Origin of the sequence: Pseudomonas sp. OTU5201, from assembly GCF_038440135.1 — a bacterium.
Taxonomy (GTDB): Bacteria; Pseudomonadota; Gammaproteobacteria; order Pseudomonadales; family Pseudomonadaceae; genus Metapseudomonas; species Metapseudomonas resinovorans.
Genome location: NZ_JASATC010000025.1, coordinates 39,142 through 60,899, shown reverse-complemented (window position 1 = coordinate 60,899; position 21,758 = coordinate 39,142). Strand labels below are relative to the sequence as shown.

The 21,758-nt window shown below is 63.1% G+C and carries 19 protein-coding genes; 16 read left to right on the top strand and 3 right to left on the bottom strand.

Annotation, left to right across the window (positions count from 1 at the left end):
• Positions 1 to 2: 2 nt before the first annotated feature.
• The gene (locus AAHM40_RS16600) at positions 3 to 395 is read right to left on the bottom strand and encodes a hypothetical protein (RefSeq protein WP_342245628.1); all 393 of its coding nucleotides are present in this window, start codon (positions 393 to 395) and stop codon (positions 3 to 5) included.
• 127 nt (positions 396 to 522) lie between these two features.
• On the opposite strand from AAHM40_RS16600, the gene AAHM40_RS16595 reads away from it, so the two are divergent.
• A complete protein-coding gene (locus AAHM40_RS16595) occupies positions 523 to 1,497 on the top strand; it encodes a tRNA dihydrouridine synthase (RefSeq protein ID WP_342245627.1) in 975 nt (324 codons plus the stop codon).
• 187 nt (positions 1,498 to 1,684) lie between these two features.
• Positions 1,685 to 2,131, top strand: coding sequence for an Hsp20 family protein (locus AAHM40_RS16590; RefSeq protein ID WP_280286384.1), 447 nt, complete (start codon positions 1,685 to 1,687; stop codon positions 2,129 to 2,131).
• Positions 2,132 to 2,189: 58 nt separating this feature from the next.
• On the opposite strand, the gene AAHM40_RS16585 is transcribed toward AAHM40_RS16590, so the two are convergent.
• The gene (locus AAHM40_RS16585; protein WP_342245626.1) at positions 2,190 to 5,870 is read right to left on the bottom strand and encodes a sensor domain-containing protein; all 3,681 of its coding nucleotides are present in this window, start codon (positions 5,868 to 5,870) and stop codon (positions 2,190 to 2,192) included.
• Positions 5,871 to 5,982: 112 nt separating this feature from the next.
• On the bottom strand, positions 5,983 to 6,870 hold the full coding sequence (locus AAHM40_RS16580) for a LysR family transcriptional regulator (protein WP_028631318.1): 888 nt from the start codon (positions 6,868 to 6,870) through the stop codon (positions 5,983 to 5,985).
• 168 nt (positions 6,871 to 7,038) lie between these two features.
• Here AAHM40_RS16580 and leuC point away from each other — a divergent pair, with 168 nt between their 5' ends.
• From leuC to AAHM40_RS16510, 14 genes are all read left to right on the top strand, one after another.
• The gene (leuC, locus tag AAHM40_RS16575) at positions 7,039 to 8,463 is read left to right on the top strand and encodes a 3-isopropylmalate dehydratase large subunit (protein WP_342245625.1); all 1,425 of its coding nucleotides are present in this window, start codon (positions 7,039 to 7,041) and stop codon (positions 8,461 to 8,463) included.
• Between the two features lie 15 nt (positions 8,464 to 8,478).
• Positions 8,479 to 9,123, top strand: a complete 645-nt coding sequence (gene leuD, locus AAHM40_RS16570) for a 3-isopropylmalate dehydratase small subunit (RefSeq protein WP_028631320.1) — start codon at positions 8,479 to 8,481, stop codon at positions 9,121 to 9,123.
• A 17-nt stretch (positions 9,124 to 9,140) separates the two neighbouring features.
• Entirely contained in the window at positions 9,141 to 9,905 is a 765-nt protein-coding gene (locus AAHM40_RS16565; RefSeq protein WP_342245624.1) for a class I SAM-dependent methyltransferase, read from the top strand.
• A 42-nt stretch (positions 9,906 to 9,947) separates the two neighbouring features.
• Positions 9,948 to 11,030: a 3-isopropylmalate dehydrogenase gene (gene leuB / locus AAHM40_RS16560; RefSeq protein WP_342245623.1), complete on the top strand. Its 1,083-nt coding sequence runs from the start codon at positions 9,948 to 9,950 to the stop codon at positions 11,028 to 11,030.
• A gap of 57 nt (positions 11,031 to 11,087) precedes the next feature.
• Positions 11,088 to 12,200, top strand: coding sequence for an aspartate-semialdehyde dehydrogenase (gene asd / locus AAHM40_RS16555; protein ID WP_342245622.1), 1,113 nt, complete (start codon positions 11,088 to 11,090; stop codon positions 12,198 to 12,200).
• A gap of 110 nt (positions 12,201 to 12,310) precedes the next feature.
• Positions 12,311 to 13,339, top strand: coding sequence for an aspartate-semialdehyde dehydrogenase (locus AAHM40_RS16550; protein ID WP_342245621.1), 1,029 nt, complete (start codon positions 12,311 to 12,313; stop codon positions 13,337 to 13,339).
• 142 nt (positions 13,340 to 13,481) lie between these two features.
• Positions 13,482 to 16,445 (top strand): FimV/HubP family polar landmark protein, encoded by a 2,964-nt coding sequence (locus tag AAHM40_RS16545; RefSeq protein WP_342245620.1) that lies wholly within the window; start codon positions 13,482 to 13,484, stop codon positions 16,443 to 16,445.
• A gap of 3 nt (positions 16,446 to 16,448) precedes the next feature.
• Positions 16,449 to 17,309: a tRNA pseudouridine(38-40) synthase TruA gene (gene truA, locus AAHM40_RS16540; RefSeq protein WP_342245619.1), complete on the top strand. Its 861-nt coding sequence runs from the start codon at positions 16,449 to 16,451 to the stop codon at positions 17,307 to 17,309.
• A 56-nt stretch (positions 17,310 to 17,365) separates the two neighbouring features.
• On the top strand, positions 17,366 to 17,983 hold the full coding sequence (locus AAHM40_RS16535; protein WP_342245618.1) for a phosphoribosylanthranilate isomerase: 618 nt from the start codon (positions 17,366 to 17,368) through the stop codon (positions 17,981 to 17,983).
• A gap of 1 nt (position 17,984) precedes the next feature.
• Positions 17,985 to 18,248, top strand: a complete 264-nt coding sequence (locus AAHM40_RS16530; RefSeq protein WP_342245617.1) for a hypothetical protein — start codon at positions 17,985 to 17,987, stop codon at positions 18,246 to 18,248.
• A gap of 37 nt (positions 18,249 to 18,285) precedes the next feature.
• Positions 18,286 to 19,158, top strand: coding sequence for an acetyl-CoA carboxylase, carboxyltransferase subunit beta (accD, locus tag AAHM40_RS16525; RefSeq protein WP_342245616.1), 873 nt, complete (start codon positions 18,286 to 18,288; stop codon positions 19,156 to 19,158).
• Complete coding sequence (gene folC, locus AAHM40_RS16520; protein WP_342245615.1) at positions 19,155 to 20,441, top strand: bifunctional tetrahydrofolate synthase/dihydrofolate synthase; 1,287 nt, start codon at positions 19,155 to 19,157, stop codon at positions 20,439 to 20,441. The genes accD and folC overlap by 4 nt, the downstream gene beginning before the upstream one ends.
• 5 nt (positions 20,442 to 20,446) lie before the next feature.
• Positions 20,447 to 21,115 (top strand): SPOR domain-containing protein, encoded by a 669-nt coding sequence (locus AAHM40_RS16515; protein ID WP_342245614.1) that lies wholly within the window; start codon positions 20,447 to 20,449, stop codon positions 21,113 to 21,115.
• A 95-nt stretch (positions 21,116 to 21,210) separates the two neighbouring features.
• Positions 21,211 to 21,723 carry a CvpA family protein gene (locus AAHM40_RS16510; protein ID WP_028631332.1) on the top strand — a complete coding sequence of 171 codons (513 nt, stop codon included), beginning with the start codon at positions 21,211 to 21,213 and terminating at the stop codon, positions 21,721 to 21,723.
• Positions 21,724 to 21,758: the final 35 nt, after the last annotated feature.

Genomic DNA, 21,758 nt, shown 5'->3' with positions numbered 1-21,758 from the left:
CCTCAGTCCGCCGCTGGTGCCAGAAACACCTCGTGCTGGCTCTGCACAATATGCAAATGGCGGACTTCGCCGGGCTGGATGATGGTCGACTGCGGGCTGCCTGCGTACTGCCCGGCGCAGTAACCTGAACCTTTCTGCGCCACCCGCAGGGCGACTTCGCCGGCCGGCACCGGAATACTCACTGACTGGCCGGGCGCTATCTGCGCCACCAGCTCGTTCTGCACGTAAAGGTCGATGTCGCAGGCATTCAGGGCGTTCTCGTCACGGCTGATCAGCAGCTCGCCGATGGCGTCCGGCGTCGGCTGCCGAGCGGGCGACATGATCGCCTCGCTCGCGGCGAATACCGCAGTGGCGGCCAGCGTAAGTGCGGCAAGGACGGGGACGAGCGAGTTCATCCGGGCAGTTCTCCTGCGCTGAATCGGTGGAGTTTCGACCACCAGTCCAGCCAGATGCTCCGTGGGATATTCGCCGTCCGTCATGCTGCGTAAACTACGCGCCTTTTATCCTGTGAGCCTGTCATCCATGCAAATCGCCCTGGCCCCCATGGAGGGGCTGGTCGACGAAATCCTTCGCGATGTGCTGACCCGTGTCGGCGGCATCGACTGGTGCGTGACCGAGTTCATCCGGGTGTGTGATCGCCTGCTGGCGCCCAGCACCTTCGAGAAGTTGGCCCCCGAGCTGGCCCAGGGTGCGCGTACCCGCGCCGGCACACCCATGCGTGTGCAGTTGCTGGGCTCCGATCCGGTTTGCCTGGGCGATAACGCCGCGTTCGCCTGTGCACTGGGGGCGCCGGTCATCGACCTTAACTTTGGTTGCCCGGCCAAGACGGTTAACAAGTCCCGCGGCGGCGCAGTGCTGCTCAAGGAACCGGAACTGCTTCATGCGATCGTCCGCGAGGTGCGCCGCGCCGTACCGACGGAGATTCCGGTGACGGCAAAGATGCGCCTCGGCTTCGACAGCCCGGATGGCGCGCTGGATTGCGCCCGGGCTCTTGTCGAGGGCGGGGCTGAGCAGATCGTGGTGCATGCGCGCACCAAGGCCGAAGGCTACAAGCCGCCCGCACACTGGGAGTGGGTGGCCAGGGTGCAGGAAGCGGTCAAGGTGCCGGTGTTCGCCAACGGCGAGGTCTGGACCCTGGATGACTGGCGTCGCTGCCGCGAAGTGAGTGGGGTGGAGGACGTCATGTTGGGTCGCGGCCTGGTGTCGCGTCCCGACCTGGCTCGGCAGATCGCCGCCGCGCGGGCCGGCGAGCCTGTGCGGGAAATGACCTGGGACGAACTCCAGCCCATGCTGCAGGACTTCTGGCGCCAGGCTCGCCGCAAGCTGGCACCGCGCTATGCGCCGGGACGCCTGAAACAATGGCTGGGCATGCTCACCCGGAGTTACCCCGAGGCGGTGGCGCTGTTCGCTGAGGTGCGCCGGGAGAATGACTGCGTCCGGATCGACGCTCTGCTCGGACTTCCGGACCTGCAGCAGGAGTGGGCTGAAGCCGTCTGAGCACGAAACGTCGTTGAGCGAGGGTCAGGCAAGGCGGGCTGTGGCGGCACCGATGAAGGCCATGACTTTCGGCATGGGATTTCCTTAAGGGCTTGAAATGTTTTCGGCTGTCCCTATCTAGGGTACTGCGGGATGCCGAAGTCGGGTCTCGCAGTCGAAACACTTGCTGATTACTCAGGAGATCAACATGAGCACTGCTTTTTCCCTCGCCCCTCTGTTCCGTCATTCCGTGGGCTTCGACCGTTTCAACGACCTGTTCGAATCCGCCCTGCGCAATGAGACTGGCAGCACCTATCCGCCCTACAACGTCGAGAAGCATGGTGATGACCAGTACCGCATCGTCATCGCGGTAGCCGGCTTCCAGGAAGAAGACCTGGAGCTCCAAGTGGAGCGCGGTGTGCTGACCGTCGGTGGTGGCAAACGCGAGAAGAGCGACGAATCGGTGACCTATCTGCACCACGGCATTGCCCAGCGCGCCTTCAAGCTGTCCTTCCGTCTGGCCGATCACATCGAGGTCAAGGCTGCTGGCTTGCAGAGCGGCCTGCTGAACATCGACCTGGTACGTGTGGTGCCCGAAGAAGCCAAGGCCAAGCGCATCCCGATCAACGGTCATCGCGCAGTCCTGGAAAACTGATCTCCCGGCTACACGGGAAAAGAAGAGGGCGCCCGCGGGCGCCTTTTTCTTGCCTGCTTCAGATTGGCGCCGGTCGCTGCATGCTGTGGGCCAGCAGTGCGCGGAACTCTGTAAGCGGAACGGGCTTGCTATACAAGTAGCCTTGGTACAGGTGACAGCCCTGCTGCTCGAGGAAGGCCAGTTGTTCGCTGCGCTCCACGCCCTCGGCGATTATCTCCAGGCCCAGGCTGCGGGCCATGGCGACGATGGCGCGAATGATCTCCGCGTCGTTCGGGTCCTGGGTGGCATCGCGGACGAAGGATTGGTCGATCTTCAGCGCATCCACCGGCAAGCGCTTGAGGTAGGTCAGGGACGAATAGCCTGTACCGAAGTCATCCATGGCGAAACTCGTGCCCAGCTTCTTCAGGCGGCGCATCTTGCCGATGGTGTCCTCGATGTTCTGGATGACGATGCCTTCGGTGACCTCCAGTTTCAGCAACTGGGCGGGTAGCTGGCTGCGTTGCAGGCTGCGCTCGACCCGCTCGACGAAATCGCTTTGGCGAAACTGCCGGGGGCTGATGTTTACGCACAGGCTGAAGTCGCGGGCATCGACCAGCCGTTCGGCCACCAGCTGTTCGCAAGCGTTGCAGGCCTCGTCCAGCACCCAGGCGCCCACTTCCAGGATCAGGCCGCTTTCCTCCAGTACCTGGATGAACTGGCCGGGGGATTGTGGGCCCAGGGTCGGGTGTTGCCAGCGGAGCAGGGCTTCGGCCCCCACCACCCGATTGTTGCGCGCATCCACCTGGGGCTGGAAATGCAGTTCGAACTCGCCGCGGGCCAATGCCAGGCGCAGGTCGTTCTCCAGGCGCAGGCGCTCACTGGCCGCTGCCTGCATGGTGCTGCGGAAGATCTGGATGGCGTTGCGCCCGGAATCCTTGGCGCGGTAGAGGGCGATGTCGGCGCGCTTGAGCAGGTCCGCGGGGCTGGCGCCGTGATCCGGAATCAGGGCGATGCCGATACTGGGGGTGACCTGCAGGCGGTGCCCGTCGAGCAGCATGGGTTCAGCCAGCAGTTTGCGGAGCTTGTCGGCGATCTCCCGTACGTGTCGAGTCACTTCCGAGCGCTTGCCTTCGAGGCCGGTCAGCAGCACGACGAATTCGTCGCCGCCGAGGCGCGCCACGGTGTCTTCCAGTCTCACGCTGGCTTCCAGGCGGGCGGTTACCATCTTCAGCACCGCATCGCCGAGGGGGTGACCGAGCGAGTCGTTGATGTGTTTGAAGTGGTCGAGGTCGAGGAAGAGCAGGGCGCCGCGCAAGTTGTGCCGCTGCAGAAGGGCGATCTGCTGGGTCAGGCGATCGGTCAGCAATGCGCGGTTGGGCAGGTTGGTCAGCGGGTCGTGATAGGCCAGGTGCTGGATTTGCGCCTGGGCGTCCTTGAGGGCGCTGATGTCCCGCGCGGTAAGGAGCAGGCAGGGCGTGCCGTCAAGTTCGATCTGCTCCACCGAGACTTCCACGACCTTCTGGCTGCCGTCGCGGTGTTGGCCGAGCATCTCCAGATGGTGCACGCGGCCATTGCGCTTGAGCAGGTCGAGCATATGATCGCGTTCGGTGGGGCGCGCCCAGATGTTCATCTCGCCGGCCGTGCGCCCCAGTACTTCGTCGGCGCGGTAGCCGGTCAGCCGGCTGAAGCCTTCATTGACCTCGATGTAACGGCCGGTGTCGCGTTCGGTAATGGTGATCGCGTCGGGGCTGGAGTGGAACGCCTTGGCGAACTTTTCCTGACTGGCCTTGAGCGCCGCCTCGGCCTGCTGACGCGCGGTGATGTCGCGGAAGGTGGTGGTGATGCAGAGCTGGCGTTCGACGCGAATGAAGCGGCTCGACACCACGCAGGTCAGCAGACGGCCCTCGCGGGTCAGAAAGCGGGCTTCGACGTTGTCCAGGCCCTGTTCGCGCAGCAGTTCACTGAACAGTCTCGAGCGCTGTTCGGGATCGGCCCAGAACTGGATCGCTGGAGCACTGAGGCCGACGATCTGCTCGGGTTGCCAACCGAACACATCGCTGAAGCTGGGGTTGATCTCGATGAACACGCCGTCGCGGATGCGCGAGACGCAGATAGGGTCGGGGCTGGCCTGGAACAGGGTGACAAACTTCTCCTCCGACGCCGCCAGACGCTGTTCGCGGCGAACCCGCTCGCTGATGTCCATGAGGATGCCGGTCATGCGCAGGGGGCGGCCCAGGTCGTCGCGATAAAGCTTGGCGGTGCTTTCCAGGTAGTGCACTTCACCGTTGCTGAAGCGTGTGCGGTAGGTCACCTGGTACTCGTTGTTGCGACCCTCCAGCAGCTCCTGGTAAGCGCGCCGCATGCTCTGCTGGTCTTCATCCGGAACGCAGACGAAAAAGTCGCGGAACTCGCCTTCGAAGGGTTCCTTGGCCAGTCCATGCAAGGCCGATGCGCGGGCGGACCCATAGAGCGTGCCATTGGCGATGTGCCAGTCCCAGGTGCCGAGGTCGGCCGATTCCAGTGCCAGGTTCAAGCGCTCCTGGCTATCCTTCAGGGCCTGTTCCTGGGCGCGTTGGCGGGTGACGTCGCGGACCGTTAGCACCAGGCAGGTGCGGCCGTCCAGCTCGATTTCCTCGCCATAGAGCAGGCAGATGGCGCGGCTGCCATCGCGGCGCTTCAGGTTTACCTCGAGTTCGTTGAGGCGACCGTGGTGTTGCAGGGTGTCGAGCATCTCCTGGCGTTGCGCCGGGTCTTCCCAGATGCCCAGTTCCAGAGAGCTGTGACCGATGGTTTCGCCCTGGCTCCAGCCGAATTGGCGTTCGAAGCCGGTATTGATCTCCAAGAAGCGGCCGCTGGTGCGATCGGTGATCACCACGGCTTCGGGTGTGCTGCGGAACGCCTTGGCGAACTTTTCCTCGCTGATGCGCAGGGCGTTTTCGGCACGTTTGCGCTCGGTGGTGTCGAGGAAGGTGCTGATCAGGTAGGGCTGGCCCTCCAGTTCGATGTACTGGCTGGAGAGCACGCCGTCGAGGATGCTGCCATTGCGGGCGCGCAGCCTGACTTCCTGGGAAATCGGCGCGTTGCTGGCGCGGGCATTGCGGTGCAGCCACTCGCGTTGGCTCAAGTCCTCCCAGAAACCCAGCTCCAGGGTGGTGCGGCCGATGGTTTCGGCGGCCGGCCAGCCCAGCACATGCTCGAAATGCTGGTTGGCTTCGACAATCAGGCTGTCGGTCAGTCGGACCAGTAGCACGACGTCTGGACTCAGGTGAAACAGGCTGGAATAGCGCTGCTTGGAGTTGATCAGGTCCTGGGCGCGTTGCTGCTGCTGGGTGACGTCGCGGATCACGCCGATCATCCGCCGCTTGCCGTCAGTCAGGGGTTGCAGGCTGCCGCTGATTTCCAGCCAGTGCAGGCTGCCATCGGGCCAGCGGATACGGTGGCGCATGGCGCGTTCGGCCTGTCGGCCTTCGAGCACGTCCTGGAACAGGCGCAGCACCTCGCCGCGATCGTCTTCGGGGATCAACTGGACGTAATCCACCGGTTCGCTGAGCGGCCGATGCGGATCGAGGCCGAACAAGGCCTGGGCACCACGGGACCAACTGACCCGGCCGGAATCGATATCCCAGGACCAGGCGCCCAGCCGGGCGCCGTTCAGCGCGGCCAGCAGGCTGGAGGCGTCTTGCCAGGATTGCTCGAAGGCAGCGGGGTCGAGGGCAGGGATATGGGGGAACGGGGGACTCGGGTCACTGGCTTTGCGCATGCGCGCCCCTTACCGACGATAGGGCAGATGTTCGGGTCGGTGAACGGCGAGTGGTTCCTCGCGCCTTCCCGACCCTGTTCTTATGGTGTGCGGCTCAACTTAGCCTTTGCCCTTACAGATACGCAAGGTTGTCGCGCTGTGCGTCGAGCAGTGCCATGAAAGCTTTGGCGGCGTTGGAGAGGGTGCGCTCGGTGTGCAGGATGTAGCCCAGCTGGCGTGACAGCTGGATGTCCTGCAGGGGCAGGCGCACCACGGAGTCGTCAAGCATGGTGCGCGGCAGCACGCTCCAGGCGATGCCGATGGAAACCATCATCTTGATGGTCTCCATGTAGTTGGTACTCATGGCGATGTTCGGCATCAGACCCTCCGCCTCGAACATGCGGCGGACAATGTGGTGGGTGAAGGTGTTGCCGCCGGGGAACACCGCTGGGTGCCGCGCCACATCGGGAAGGAAGATGGTCTTGTCACGGGCCAGGGGGTGTTCCGGTGCGGCAACGAAATCCAGTGGGTCGTTCCACACCGGCACCGCCTGGACCGGCAGCGCGGTCTCAGGCGCCAGGGTGATCACAGCCAGTTCCACACGACCGTGGAGGATTTCCTCGTAGGCCACTTCCGAGTCGAGGAACTGGATGTCCAGGGCGACCTGCGGATAAGCGCGGGTAAAGGCGCGCAGCAGCGGTGGCAGGCGATGCAGGCCGATGTGATGGCTGGTGGCCAGGGTCAGGCGACCGCTGATGTCGCCGGAGAGGTTGCTCAGGGCGCGGCGGGTGTCGTCCAGCACGTTGAGGATCTGGTAAGCGCGGGGGAGCAGGGCGCGGCCGGCTTCGGTCAGGCTGACTTCGCGGCCGAGGCGGTCGAACAGGCGTACGCTGAGTTGCTGCTCCAGCGAGGCGATGCGCTTGCTCACCGCGGGTTGCGTCAGGTGCAGCCGCTCTCCTGCTTCCGAGAAGCTGCCGGTTTCGGCAATAGCGATGAAGGCGTTGAGGCTGGCCAAATCCATATCTGGACTCCGTGGTTGCTGGCGCCACTAGGTTACACATTCCTTAATGGAATGCTTTAAATAAAAAATATGAATTTGAGTTATTTGATGCAAGCCCCTAGGATCGTCCCACAAGCAAAAGGGGCTTTCGACCCCTTCGCACAGAAGCAAGCTGATGAGGACCTGACGATGGCCGGCAAGACGCTCTACGACAAGCTCTGGGATGCTCACGAGGTGAAGCGCCGCGACGATGGTTCGTCGCTGATCTACATCGACCGTCACATCCTTCACGAAGTGACCTCACCGCAGGCCTTCGAAGGGCTGCGTCTGGCGGGTCGCAAGCCGTGGCGCATCGATGCCAACATCGCCACCCCGGACCATAACGTGCCGACTACTCGCGCCGAGCGCCAGGGCGGCCTCGAAGCCATTGCCGACGAAGTGTCGCGTATTCAGGTCAAGACCCTGGACGAGAACTGCGATGACTTCGGCATCCTCGAGTTCAAGATGAACGATGTGCGCCAGGGCATTGTCCACGTGGTTGGCCCGGAGCAGGGCGCCACCCTCCCGGGTATGACCGTGGTGTGCGGCGACTCTCATACCTCCACCCACGGCGCTTTCGGCGCACTGGCCCACGGCATCGGCACCTCCGAGGTCGAGCACGTGCTGGCGACCCAGTGCCTGGTGGCGAAGAAGATGAAGAACATGCAAGTGCGCGTAGAGGGCAAGCTGCCGTCTGGCGTCACCGCCAAGGATATTGTGCTCGCTGTGATCGGCAAGATCGGCACTGCCGGCGGCAACGGTCATGCCCTGGAGTTCGCCGGCAGCGCCATTCGCGATCTTTCCGTGGAAGGCCGCATGACCATTTGCAACATGTCCATCGAAGCGGGTGCCCGCGTCGGTCTGGTGGCCGTGGACGACAAGACCATCGCTTACGTCGAAGGCCGCCCCTTCGCACCCAAGGGCGCTGATTGGGACAAGGCCGTAGTCGCCTGGCGTGATCTGGTGTCCGATGCCGACGCTCATTTCGACACCGTCGTCGAGCTGCGCGCCGAAGACATCAAGCCGCAGGTGAGCTGGGGCACCTCGCCCGAGATGGTGTTGCCGGTCGATCAGCGTGTGCCGGACCCGGCCGCAGAAGCTGATCCGGTCAAGCGTGGCTCCATCGAGCGCGCCCTGAAGTACATGGGGCTTGCCGCCAACCAGGCCATTACCGATATCCAACTGGACCGCGTGTTCATCGGTTCCTGCACCAACTCGCGCATCGAAGACCTGCGTGCCGCCGCCGAAGTGGCCAAGGGTCGCAAGGTCGCTGCCACCGTCAAGCAGGCGCTGGTGGTGCCGGGCTCGGGCCTGGTCAAGCAGCAGGCCGAACAGGAAGGCCTGGACAAGATCTTCATCGAGGCGGGCTTCGAATGGCGTGAACCGGGCTGCTCCATGTGCCTGGCCATGAACCCAGATCGCCTGGAGAACGGCGAGCACTGCGCGTCCACCTCCAACCGCAACTTCGAAGGTCGTCAGGGCGCCGGTGGTCGTACCCACCTGGTCAGCCCAGCCATGGCCGCCGCCGCTGCGGTGACCGGTCGTTTCGTCGATGTTCGCGAGCTGCTCAAGTAAGGAAGGAGAGTCGAGATGAAAGCCTTTACCCAACACACTGGTCTCGTCGCTCCGCTGGATCGCGCCAACGTCGACACCGACCAGATCATTCCCAAGCAATTCCTCAAGTCGATCAAGCGTTCGGGCTTTGGCCCAAATCTGTTCGACGAGTGGCGCTACCTGGATGTCGGCCAGCCGAACCAGGACAACTCCACACGTCCTGTGAACAAGGATTTCGTGCTGAACTTCCCGCGCTACCAAGGCGCCAGCGTGCTCCTGGCTCGCGAGAACTTCGGCTGTGGCTCCTCCCGTGAACACGCGCCCTGGGCGCTGGACGAGTACGGCTTCCGCGCCATCATCGCGCCGAGCTATGCCGACATCTTCTTCAACAACAGCTTCAAGAACGGCTTGCTGCCGATCATCCTGAAGGATGAGGAAGTCGATGAGCTCTTTCAGCAGTGCGAGTCCACCGAGGGCTATCAGCTGACGGTCGATCTGGCCGCGCAGACCGTGACTCGTCCGGACGGCAAGCAGTACAGCTTCGAAGTAGACGCCTTCCGCAAGCATTGCCTGCTCAATGGCCTGGACGATATCGGCCTGACACTGCAGGACGCTGAAGCGATCAAAGTCTTCGAAGGGAAGCACCGCCAGGGCAATCCCTGGTTGTTTCGCGACGCCTGACACCCAAGGAGCGAGACGTGAACGAAAAGGCCCATGAGCAGGTAGTCCAGAGCCAGTTCGGCGAACAGGCCGCGGCCTACCTCAACAGTGCAGTGCATGCCCAGGGCGCCGAGTTCGCCTTGCTGCAGGCGGAAGTGGATGGGCATGGCGGTGCGCGTGTCCTCGATCTCGGCTGTGGTGCTGGCCATGTGGCCTTTCATGTGGCGCCGCTGGTCGGTGAAGTCGTTGCGTATGACATTTCCACGCAGATGCTCGATGTGGTGGCGACTGCCGCTGCGCAGCGCGGGCTCGGAAATGTGGTGACCCAGCAAGGGGCGGCCGAAGCGCTGCCATTTGCCGATGCCAGCTTCGATTTCGTCTTCAGCCGTTATTCGGCTCATCACTGGAGCGACCTGGGCGTAGCCCTACGCGAGGTGCGTCGGGTTCTGAAGCCGGGCGGCGTGGCTGCCTTCATCGATGTGGCATCGCCGGGGCGTCCGCTGCTGGATACCCATCTGCAGACGGTGGAAGTGCTTCGCGACACCAGCCATGTGCGCAACTACTCGCCCGCCGAGTGGCTGCGTCAGGTGTCCGAGGCCGGTCTGTCCACGCGCAGTCATGCACGCCAGCGCCTGCGACTGGAATTCACTTCCTGGGTCGAGCGCATGCGCACGCCGGTAGTGTTCCGCGAGGCGATCCTGGCGCTGCAGAAAGCGGTGGGTGATGAAGTTCGCGAATATTTCGAGATTGCCGCTGACGGCTCCTTCAGCACGGATGTCCTGGTGCTCTGGGCCGAACGCTAGAACGAATTGCATGGCGCGGAGAGCGCCTAACGAGAGGAAAGCATGAGCAAGCAGATTCTGATTCTCCCCGGCGACGGTATCGGCCCGGAGATCATGGCCGAAGCGGTCAAGGTGCTGGAAGTTGCCAATGACAAGTTCCAGCTGGGCTTTGAGCTGACTGAAGACGTCATCGGTGGCGCTGCCATCGATAAACACGGCGTGCCCCTGGCCGATGAGACCCTGGAGCGTGCGCGCAAAGCTGACGCCGTTCTGCTGGGCGCCGTGGGCGGCCCGAAATGGGACAAGATCGAGCGCGATATTCGTCCGGAGCGCGGTCTGCTGAAGATCCGTTCGCAACTGGGCCTGTTCGCCAACCTGCGTCCGGCCATCCTATATCCGCAACTGGCCGAGGCTTCCAGTCTCAAGCCGGAAGTGGTTGCCGGCCTGGATATCCTCATCGTCCGTGAGCTGACCGGCGGCATCTATTTCGGTCAGCCACGCGAGCAGCGCGTGCTCGAAAATGGCGAGCGTCAGGCCTACGACACCCTGCCGTACAGCGAGAGCGAAATTCGCCGCATCGCCCGTGTCGGCTTCGACATGGCTCGCGTGCGCGACAAGAAGCTGTGCTCGGTGGACAAGGCCAACGTCCTGGCTTCCAGCCAGTTGTGGCGCGAAGTGGTCGAAGAAGTGGCCAAGGACTACCCGGACGTCGAACTCAGCCACATGTACGTCGATAACGCCGCCATGCAGTTGGTGCGTGCGCCCAAGCAATTCGATGTGATGGTGACCGACAACATGTTCGGCGACATCCTGTCGGATGAGGCTTCCATGCTCACTGGTTCCATCGGCATGCTGCCTTCGGCCTCGCTGGATTCGAACAACAAGGGTATGTACGAACCCTGCCACGGCTCCGCACCGGACATCGCCGGCCAGGGCATCGCCAACCCGTTGGCGACCATACTTTCCGTATCGATGATGCTCCGCTACAGCTTCAACCAGACCGCTGCCGCTGACGCCATCGAGAAGGCCGTCAGCCTCGTGCTGGATCAGGGCCTGCGGACTGGCGATATCTATTCCGCTGGTGCGACCAAGGTCGGTACCCGCGAAATGGGCGATGCTGTGGTCGCAGCACTGCGGAATCTGTAATCTGTCGGGCCCGCTGGAAAGTCAGCGGCCCACTTTTTCAAGAAAGGTGTAGTTGTCATGAAGCGTGTAGGTCTGATCGGTTGGCGCGGCATGGTGGGTTCCGTGCTCATGCAGCGAATGCTGGAAGAGCGGGATTTCGACCTGATCGAGCCGGTGTTCTTCACCACTTCCAACGTCGGTGGCCAGGGTCCTGCGGTCGGCAAGGATATTGCCCCGCTGAAGGACGCCTATAGCATTGACGAGCTGAAGAGCCTCGATGTGATTCTGACCTGCCAAGGCGGCGACTACACCAACGAGGTATTCCCCAAGCTGCGCGAAGCCGGTTGGCAAGGCTACTGGATCGACGCTGCCTCCAGCCTGCGCATGCAGGATGATGCTGTGATCGTGCTCGACCCGGTAAACCGCCGCGTCATCGACCAGCAGCTGGACGCCGGTACCAAGAACTACATCGGCGGCAACTGCACCGTCAGCCTGATGCTGATGGCGCTGGGCGGCCTGTTCGAAGCCGGTCTGGTCGAGTGGATGAGTGCCATGACCTATCAGGCGGCCTCCGGTGCCGGCGCGCAGAACATGCGCGAGCTGATCAAGCAGATGGGCGCAACCCATGCGGCAGTGGCCGATGAGCTGGCCAACCCGGCCAGTGCAATCCTCGACATCGATCGCAAGGTGGCTGAAGCCATGCGCGGTGAAGAGTTCCCCACCGAGAATTTCGGCGTACCCCTGGCTGGTAGCCTGATCCCTTGGATCGACAAGGAACTGCCTAACGGCCAGAGCCGCGAAGAGTGGAAGGGCCAGGCCGAGACCAACAAGATCCTCGGTCGCTTCAAGAGCCCGATCCCGGTCGATGGCATCTGCGTGCGTATCGGCGCCATGCGCTGCCACAGCCAGGCGCTGACCATCAAGCTGAACAAAGATGTGCCGATCGCGGACATCGAAGGCATGATCAGCCAGCACAACCCCTGGGTGAAGCTCGTGCCGAACCAGCGTGAAATCAGCATGCGCGAGCTGACCCCGACTGCCGTGACCGGCACCCTCAGCGTCCCGGTCGGCCGTCTGCGCAAGCTCAACATGGGCTCGCAGTACCTCGGTGCCTTCACCGTCGGTGACCAGCTGCTCTGGGGTGCCGCCGAGCCGCTGCGCCGGATGCTGCGTATCCTGCTGGAGCGTTGATGGTCTCCTGGGGTGCCGATGAGGCTCGTCGGTAACCCCAGTCCCTCGATTGCTTGCATGCGGGGTGGCAGTTACAGTGCCGCTCCCCGCATCGCCATAAGTAGTTCCCCATGAGCCAGTTCCTCGACATCGCCGTCATTGGCGCCACCGGCACCGTTGGCGAAACCCTCGTCCAGCTCCTTGAGGAGCGGGAATTCCCGGTCGGCAACCTCCATCTGCTTGCCAGCGGCGAATCCGCCGGCGCCTCCGTGCCGTTCAAGGGGCGCAATTTGCGGGTGCGCGACGTCGCCGATTTTGATTTTTCCCAAGTCCGTCTGGCGTTCTTTGCCGCTGGCGAGGCGGTGACCCGCAGTTTTGTTCCGCGTGCGCGCGCCGTAGGCTGCTCGCTGATCGATCTGTCCGGCGCCCTTGACCCCCAGGAAGCCCCAAGCCTGGTGCCGGAAGCCAATCCGGAACTGCTCGCCGGGCTGTCTGCGCCTTACCAACTGACCAGTCCCAGTGCCTCGGCGGTTGCCTTGGCGTGTGTGTTGGCGCCGCTCAAGGACTTGCTAAAGCCACAGCGCCTCAGCGTGATGGCGAGTCTTGCCGTTTCCAGTCGCGGTCGCGAAGGCGTCACTGAACTGGCTCGCCAGACCGCGGAGCTGCTGAATGCGCGTCCGCTGGAGCCGCGCTTCTTTGATCGCCAGATCGCCTTCAATATCCTGGCCCAGGCCGGTGCGCCGGATGCCCAGGGACACATCGCCCTGGAGCGGCGCCTGGTCAGTGAGATCAAGCAATTGCTCGGCGAACCTGGCCTGCGTGTCGCCGCTACATGCGCATTGGCCCCGGTCTTCTTTGGTGACAGCCTGGCTGTCTCAGTGGTGGCCGAGCAGCAACTGGATCTGACTGCTGTGCGTGAACGTCTGGGTCAGGCGCCGGGTGTCGAATTGGTGGAAGAAGAGGGCGACTATCCGACCGCTGTCGGCGACGCAGTAGGGCAGGATTCGGTATATGTAGGACGGGTTCGTGGTGGGGTGGATGACCCTTGCGAACTCAATTTGTGGATTGCTTCAGATAATGCAAGAAAAGGCGCTGCGCTCAATGCTGTGCAGTCGGCCGAGTTGTTGATAAAACACTATCTGTCAAAGATACTTACCTGAAAATTTGTAGAATTATTCTAGCTTGACAATACTGGCTTGGCCTTATCGTTGATGGGGAGCCGCCGTTTCGGCGTGCGCAGGCAGCGACTTAAGACCCTCCTCTCGCTCGGCGGGAAAAAAGATAAAACAAGGGAATCACTCTATGGTTCGGGTTCGCAAACTTGTGCTGGCAATCGCGGCTGCATCCGCGCTGACTTCGGGTGTCGCCAACGCCCTCGGGCTCGGGGAAGTTACCCTGCGCTCTTCCTTGAACCAGCCCCTGGATGCGGAGATCGAGCTGCTTGAGGTGCGTGACCTGGCCTCGGCCGAAGTCAAGCCGAATTTGGCGGCAGCCGAGGAATTCTCCAAGGCAGGCGTCGATCGCCAGTATTTCCTGCAGGACCTCAAGTTCACCCCGGTGATCAAGCCTAACGGCCGCAGCGTTATCCGGGTGACTTCCAGCAAGCCGGTCCGCGAACCCTATCTGAATTTCCTGGTCGAGGTGCTCTGGCCCAATGGCCGTCTGCTGCGTGAATACACGCTGCTCCTCGATCCGCCGCTTTATTCGCCCCAGGCCGCCGCCGCTGCTGCGCCGAAGATTCCCGCAGCCGCGCCGGCTCCGGCGCCGCGTCCTGTTGTCGCCCCGACACCTGCGCCGGTTCGCACCGCTCCGGCGGCTGCCGCTGCGCCTCGCCCAAGTGCACCGACCCCGACTCCGGCCCCGGCTCCCAAGGCGCCAACTGACCAGTACCGCACCACGTCTCGTGACACCCTCTGGGAAATTGCCGAGCGCAGCCGCGCCAGTGGATCGGTGCATCAGGCCATGCTGGCTATCCAGGACTTGAACCCGGATGCCTTCGTCGATGGCAACATCAATCGGCTGAAGAGTGGCCAGGTGCTGCGTTTGCCCGATGAGAAGCAGATCGCCAGTCGCACTCAGGCCGAGGCCATCGCCCAGGTCCAGGCGCAGAACACCGCCTGGCGTGAGGGTCGTAGCCTGGCAGGGGAGGGTAAGCGCCAACTTGACGCCACCAAGCGCAGTAACGCCGGTGCCGCTCCCGAGAAGGTTGATACCCAGGACAATCTGCGATTGGTGTCGGCTGCCAGCGGCAAGGCCTCCAGTGGTAGCGACAAGGGGGTCAATGGAGAAAGCAAGGCGCTCAGCGACAAGCTGGCCGTGACTCAGGAAAGCCTGGACTCGACCCGTCGCGAGAACGAAGAACTCAAGGGGCGCATGACCGATCTGCAGAGCCAGATGGATAAGCTGCAGCGCCTGATCCAGCTCAAGGACGACCAGCTTGCCAAGCTGCAGGCTGATATGGCAGGCCAAGGCAAGCAGGCGCCAGCCACTCCGGTAGCCGCTGCTCCGGCTCAGCCGGCCAAACCCGCAACTGTGCCTGCCCAACCGGCTCCGGCTGCAGCTGCGCCTGCCCAACCGGCTGCACCTGCACCTGCACCTGCCCCGGCTGCCGCAGCACCTGCTACTCCCGCGGCACCTGGCGCTGCTGTGCCTGCTCCGGCCGCTACTCAACCTGCCGCCCCTGTCCAGGCCCCGCCGGCCGCTCCTGCCCAGCCCGCGGCGCCGGCCGCCACGCAGCCGGCCAAGCCGGCAGAGCCCGCCAAACCCGCCGCTCCGGTCAAGCCGGTACAGACCGCCCCGGCCGCGCCGGTGGTCGAGCCGCCGCAGTCCAGCATCATCGATGACGTGCTGGCAAATCCCATGCTTCTTCTGCTGGCTGGCGGTAGCGCCCTCGTAGCCCTGCTGGTGCTGCTGATGGTGCTGTCGCGCCGCAACGCACTCAAAGAGGCCGAGTTGCAGAACGGTCTCGCCGCGCAGGACGATGAGAACAGCTTTGGCAGCGATCTCGATCTGAAAGATGACAGCTTCGCCGCGTTCGACAGCCCTGAGCTGGACTCCGCTGTTGCTGATGTGCCGGAAGCGGCTCCGGTCAAGGCGCAAGAGCGTGTCACCGCGCAGACCGGCGATGTGATCAGCGAAGCCGACATCTATATCGCCTATGGCCGCTTCAACCAGGCTGCCGAACTGCTGCAGAATGCCATCAACGACGAGCCTCAGCGCAGCGATCTCCGTCTGAAACTGATGGAGGTCTATGCCGAGCTGGGTGATCGCGAAGGCTTCGCGCGCCAGGAAAGTGAGCTCCGCGAAATCGGCGGGGCAGGCGGCGAGATCGAGCAACTGAAAGGCAAGTACCCGGCTATGGCAGTCGCCGCTGTTGCCGCGACCGCAGCCGCGGGTCTGGCTACCGCTGATGATCTCGACAGCTTCAGCCTCGATGACCTGACCCTGGATGACGACCCGGCGACTGCCCCGGCAGCCGTTGGTGGCGATCTGGATGACGCATTTGACCTGAGCCTGGATGACCTGGGCTCCGATCTGGATCTCGACCTCGCGGACGAGAAGCCGGCCAGCATTCAGCCGGCCGCCGCCCCGACCAATGAGTTGAGCCTGGACGATCTGGAGTTCGACGCTCCGGCTACGCCGGCCAAGGTCGAGAGCGACCTGGATTTCGATCTTGATATCGACGGCAGCGACGAACTGCTGACCGGCGACGAGAGCCTGGAGCTCAGCGATGACCTGGCTGATTTCAGCCTCGATCTGGAGCCCGCGGCTCAGCCGAAGAGCGCCGATGAGGATGAGTTCCTGCTCAGCCTGGACGGCGACCTCGATGCGCCCCTGGCCGCTAAAGAGTCTGTTTCGCCTGCGGAAGAAGCGACCGCTGGCCTGCTTGACCTGCCGGCAGACTTCGACCTCTCCCTGCCCGAAGAGCCGACTGTCGAACCGCTGGCGGACAACGACAGCTTCGCTGCTCAGCTGGACGAAGTGACTGCCGAGCTGGATCAGCTCTCCGACAGCCTGCAGCGGGCGCCAGAGCCCGAGCCGGTTGCCGTGCTGGAAGACGAAGTATCGACCCTGGGTCTGGAATCGGAAGACGATTTCGACTTCCTCTCCGGTACCGACGAAACTGCGACCAAACTGGACCTGGCTCGCGCCTATATCGACATGGGTGACACCGAAGGTGCTCGCGACATCCTCGACGAGGTAATGTCCGAGGGGAATGACACCCAGCAACAGGAAGCGCGCGAACTGATCGCACGTCTCAGCTGATAGATGACTCAAGCAGTACCCGCAGCGGCAGCCACTTCGGCTGCCGCTGGCATTTACAGAATCGCCCTCGGTGTTGAGTACAAAGGCTCCCGCTACCGTGGCTTCCAACGCCAGCGCGCCGGCGTGCCTTCGATCCAGGAGTCCCTCGAAACGGCACTGAGCCGGGTAGCAGGCGGAGCGCCTGTGACGCTGTCATGTGCCGGCCGAACCGATGCCATGGTGCATGCCAGCGGCCAGGTAGTGCACTTCGATACGCCAGTGGTGCGTTCGATGCATGCCTGGGTCATGGGTGCGAACATGAATTTGCCCAGCGACATCAGTGTCACCTGGGCCAAGGAAATGCCCAGGACTTTCGATGCCCGCTTCAGTGCGATGGCTCGGCGTTATCGCTATGTGATCTACAACGACCCGATTCGTCCGGCTCACCTGGCCGAGGAAGTGACTTGGAATCATCGCCCGCTGGATTTCGAGCGGATGCGCGAGGCGGCCCGTTGCCTCGTCGGGACCCATGATTTCAGCGCCTTCCGTGCTAGGCAGTGTCAGGCGAAGTCGCCCATCAAGACCGTGCATCACCTGGAACTGATCGAGCATGGCCGCCTGATCGTGCTGGATATCCGTGCCAGCGCATTCCTTCACCACATGGTGCGCAACATCTCCGGAGTGCTGATGACCATTGGTGCCGGTGAACGGCCTGTTGAGTGGGCCAGACAGGTGCTGGAAGGCCGCATTCGACGCGAGGGGGGTGTAACTGCGCATCCCTATGGGCTCTATCTGGTGCAGGTCGAATACCCGGAAGAGTTCGAGCTTCCTCAGCGTTACCTGGGCCCGCACTTTCTTTCCGGTCTGCCGGAAACGGTGGGCTGACGCTGCGTCTGGCCTTTGCTAACATCCTCGGTCTTTAGTCTTCAGGTGCCTGCATCTTGTCAGCCGTTCGCATCAAAATCTGCGGTATTACTCGAGTCGAGGACGCCCTGGCTGCCGTCGCCGCCGGGGCCGATGCCATAGGTTTTGTGTTCTACGCGAAGAGCCCGCGAGCGGTGACTCCGGCCCAGGCCAGAGCCATTGTCGCTGCGCTGCCGCCTTTCGTGACCACTGTCGGGCTCTTCGTCGACATGCCGCGGGCGGAGTTGACGCAGGTGCTGGCCGAGGTCCCGCTGGACCTGCTGCAGTTCCATGGCGATGAAAGTCCCGAGGCCTGTGCAGGTTACGGCCGACCCTACATAAAGGCGCTAAGAGTCAAGCCGGGTGACGACATCGCCGCGGCCATCTCCTCCTATCCCGAGGCGTCCGGCATCCTTCTCGACACATTTGTACAAGGGACTCCCGGTGGCACCGGTGAAGCCTTCGACTGGGGCCTGGTGCCCCAGGATGCGGCAAAGCCTCTGATCCTCGCGGGCGGCCTGACCCCTGAGAACGTCGGTGAGGCGGTGCGTCAGGTGCGTCCGTATGCCGTTGATGTGAGTGGTGGCGTCGAGGCCGGCAAGGGCATCAAGGACGCCGCGAAGATTCAAGCCTTCATCCAGCAGGCACGAGCCTGAAATGCACATTGTGGAAACTTTCGCGTACTCGCCCGCTGGCGCGTCTTCTGCATATGTGACGGACGGCGTTTCGCTGCCGTCCATAAGCGAGTTGCCCAGGCAGGAGAAGTCTGTCGGGTCGCGTGGCAAGGCCGCGTCGATCGGGCCTGTTTTTTACGAGAGCGGTGGCAAGGCCATCGCCAGGGTGATACCCGGGCACATCATGCGCGCCGGGGTCGCAACCATGAATTCGCTCAAGGGCATGCGCGGGGCTATGAACCGCTAGCGCGTGTTCGGGCCTGAAAGCTGTGGAGAACTAGAGCATGAGCAACTGGCTGGTAGACAAACTGATCCCTTCGATCATGCGTTCCGAGGTGAAGAAGAGCTCGGTCCCGGAAGGCCTCTGGCACAAGTGCCCGTCGTGCGACGCGGTGCTTTACAAGCCCGAACTGGAAAAGACGCTGGACGTCTGCCCGAAATGCAACCACCACATGCGCATTGGTGCGCGCGCCCGCCTGGATATCTTCCTTGATCCGGAAGGCCGCGAAGAAATCGGCGCCGATCTGGAGCCGGTGGACCGCCTCAAGTTCCGTGACAGCAAGAAGTACAAAGACCGCCTGGTGTCCGCGCAGAAGGACACTGGTGAGAAGGATGCGCTCATCTCCATGCGCGGCACCCTGCACAAAATGCCGATCGTGGCCTGCGCCTTCGAGTTCTCTTTCATGGGCGGCTCTATGGGAGCCATTGTCGGCGAGCGCTTCGTGCGTGCCGCAAACGTTGCCCTGGAGCAGCGCTGCCCGCTAGTCTGTTTCTCCGCCTCCGGCGGCGCCCGTATGCAGGAAGCCCTGATCTCCCTGATGCAAATGGCCAAGACGTCTGCGGCCCTGGCCCGTCTGCGCGAAGAGGGTATTCCCTTTATTTCCGTGCTGACCGACCCGGTCTACGGCGGTGTTTCTGCCAGCCTGGCAATGCTCGGCGATGTAATCGTCGGTGAGCCGCGCGCCCTGATCGGCTTCGCCGGTCCTCGTGTGATCGAGCAAACCGTGCGCGAGAAGCTGCCGGAAGGCTTCCAGCGCAGCGAGTTCCTGCTGGAGCACGGTGCCATTGACATGATCATTCCCCGCGCGGAACTGCGAGAGCGCCTTGGTCGGCTGCTGGCGCAGATGCAGCGCCTGCCTTCCCCGGCTATCGCATGACCCAGAGAACCCTTGCCGACTGGCTTTCGTATCTTGAGCAGCTTCACCCCACCGCAATTGATATGGGGTTGGAGCGCAGTCGTGAAGTTGCCAAACGGCTCGGTCTGAGCCGGTTGGCGCCCAAGGTGGTTACGGTCACCGGCACCAACGGCAAGGGTTCCACCTGCGCGTTCCTGGCCGCGTTGCTGCGCGCCCAGGGGCTGAAGGTCGGCGTATACAGTTCGCCGCACCTGCTGCGCTACAACGAGCGAGTGCTGCTGAACGGTCAGGAGGCTTCTGACCAGGCGCTCTGCGATGCCTTCGCCGCTGTCGAAGCGGTGCGTGGCGATATTTCCCTCACCTATTTCGAGATGGGTACCCTGGCAGCCTTCTGGCTGTTCCAGCATGCGGGCCTGGACGCCGTAGTGCTGGAGGTTGGCCTGGGCGGGCGCCTGGATGCCGTCAATCTGGTGGATGCTGACCTGGCGCTGGTAACCAGTATTGGCCTGGATCACGCCGATTGGCTCGGCGACACCCGGGAGAGCGTGGCCTTCGAGAAAGCGGGTATCTTCCGTGCCGGCAAACCGGCCCTCTGCGGCGACCTGAACCCGCCGCAGCCGCTGCTGGAGCAGGCAAATGCGCTACCCGCGCCGCTGTTCCTGCGGGGGCGTGACTTCGATCTGGCAATTGGCGAGGCGGGCTGGCATTGGCGGGGCGCGTGCGCGTCTGGTCAGGTGCTGGAACTGCACGACCTTCCTTTGCTCGATCTGCCCATGGAGAACGCTGCCCTGGCGCTCCAGGCCTATGCACTGCTGGGTATGCCTTGGCAGCCGGAAGTCCTGCAAGCTGCGCTGTTGGGCACCAAGGTCACTGGACGTCTGGATCGCCGCTATGTCGACTGGGACGGCAAGCGGATTTCCCTGTTGCTGGATGTCGGCCATAACCCTCATGCGGCCGAGTATCTCTCTGCACGCCTGGCCGCGGACCCCGTCGCCGGCCGTCGACTGGCGGTGTTTGGGCTCCTTGCCGACAAGGATCTCCCTGGCGTCATCAGCCCTCTGGTGGCGCGCTTGACCCATTGGGCGGTGGCGCCATTGCCGACGCCGCGCAGTCGTCCGGCTTCCGAGCTGCAGGCGGCATTGACGAACCTTCACGCAAGCGTCAGTGTCCACGAAAATATCGCCGCAGCACTTGAATCGCAGTGTGAGCAGGCGACACTGGGTGACGAGATTCTGGTGTTTGGATCGTTTTACAGCGTGGCTGAGGCTCTGAGCTGGCTGGAAAGCCTCGCAACGGGGGACTAGGGAAAATGGCTGTATTGGACAAGGGACTCAAGCAACGTATCGTCGGCGCATTGGTGCTGGTGGCGCTGGCGGTGATCTTCCTGCCCATGTTGTTCAGTCGTGAGGATGAGCTGCGTCAGGTCGTGGTCGAGGCGCCGCCCATGCCCAAGGCGCCGGACATGCCGCCGGTGGAGTTGGAGCAGGTTCAGGTGCCCGAGCCCCAGGCTCTGCCCCAGGAGCCGGTCCCGCCGCTGGAGCCAACTGGCGATGCGCTGGCCTCGGATGTGTCAGCGGCTCAGGATGCTGCCCCGGCAGCGCCCGCTCCGCCTGCTGCCCCCGCCGTCCCGGTTCCCGCGCCCGCGCAGCCACAAGCGCAGGCAAAGACGCCAGCACCAAGCCCGGCGCCGCCGGTGGCCCAGGTCAAGACCGAAGAGAAGCGTCTTGACGTCAACGGCCTGCCGGTAAGTTGGTCGATCCAGCTCGCCAGCCTGTCGAGTCGTAGCAGTGCTGAAAATTTGCAGAAGAACCTGCGTACTCAGGGCTACAACGCCTATATCCGCAGCGTCGAAGGCATGAATCGGGTCTTCGTCGGGCCGGTGATCGAGCGTGCCGAGGCCAATCGCCTGCGTGACCAGCTCGCCCGTCAGCAGAAATTAAATGGATTCATCGTCCGTTTCCAGCCTGAAAAAGGCTGATAGAGCAGGATAATTAAGCCCTTTCTGATCCGCGGGTTACCGGAGCTGAAGGGCTCTGCTAAAATGCAGCGCCTTTTCAGTTTGTGGGCTGCACTGTGGCATTTACCTGGGTCGATTGGACGATCATCGCCATCATCGCCGTTTCCAGTCTGGTCAGTTTGAGTCGGGGCTTCGTCAAGGAGGCTCTCTCACTGCTCACATGGATTGTCGCAGGCGTAGTCGCCTGGACGTTCGGCGGCGCCCTGTCGCTGCACCTCACAGAATTCATTGAAATGCCATCGGCGCGCATCATCGCCGCATGCGCCATTCTCTTCGTCGCCACCTTACTGGTGGGCGCCTTGATCAATTTCCTGATCGGCGAGTTGGTCAGGGTTACCGGTATGGACGGCACCGATCGCGTTCTGGGCATGGCCTTCGGCGCCGCTCGTGGCGCGTTGCTGGTGGTGCTGCTGGTCGGCCTGCTCAGTCTGGCACCGGTGCAGCAGGATCCCTGGTGGCAGCAATCCACGCTGTTGCCGCATTTTCTAATGGTTGCCGATTGGTCGAAGAACCTCATTCTGGGCTTCACCAGTCAGTGGCTCGCGAGCGGAATCAGCTCACCCAGCTGATTCGTCGCACCCGGAAGCATGCCCGCCCGCGCCCA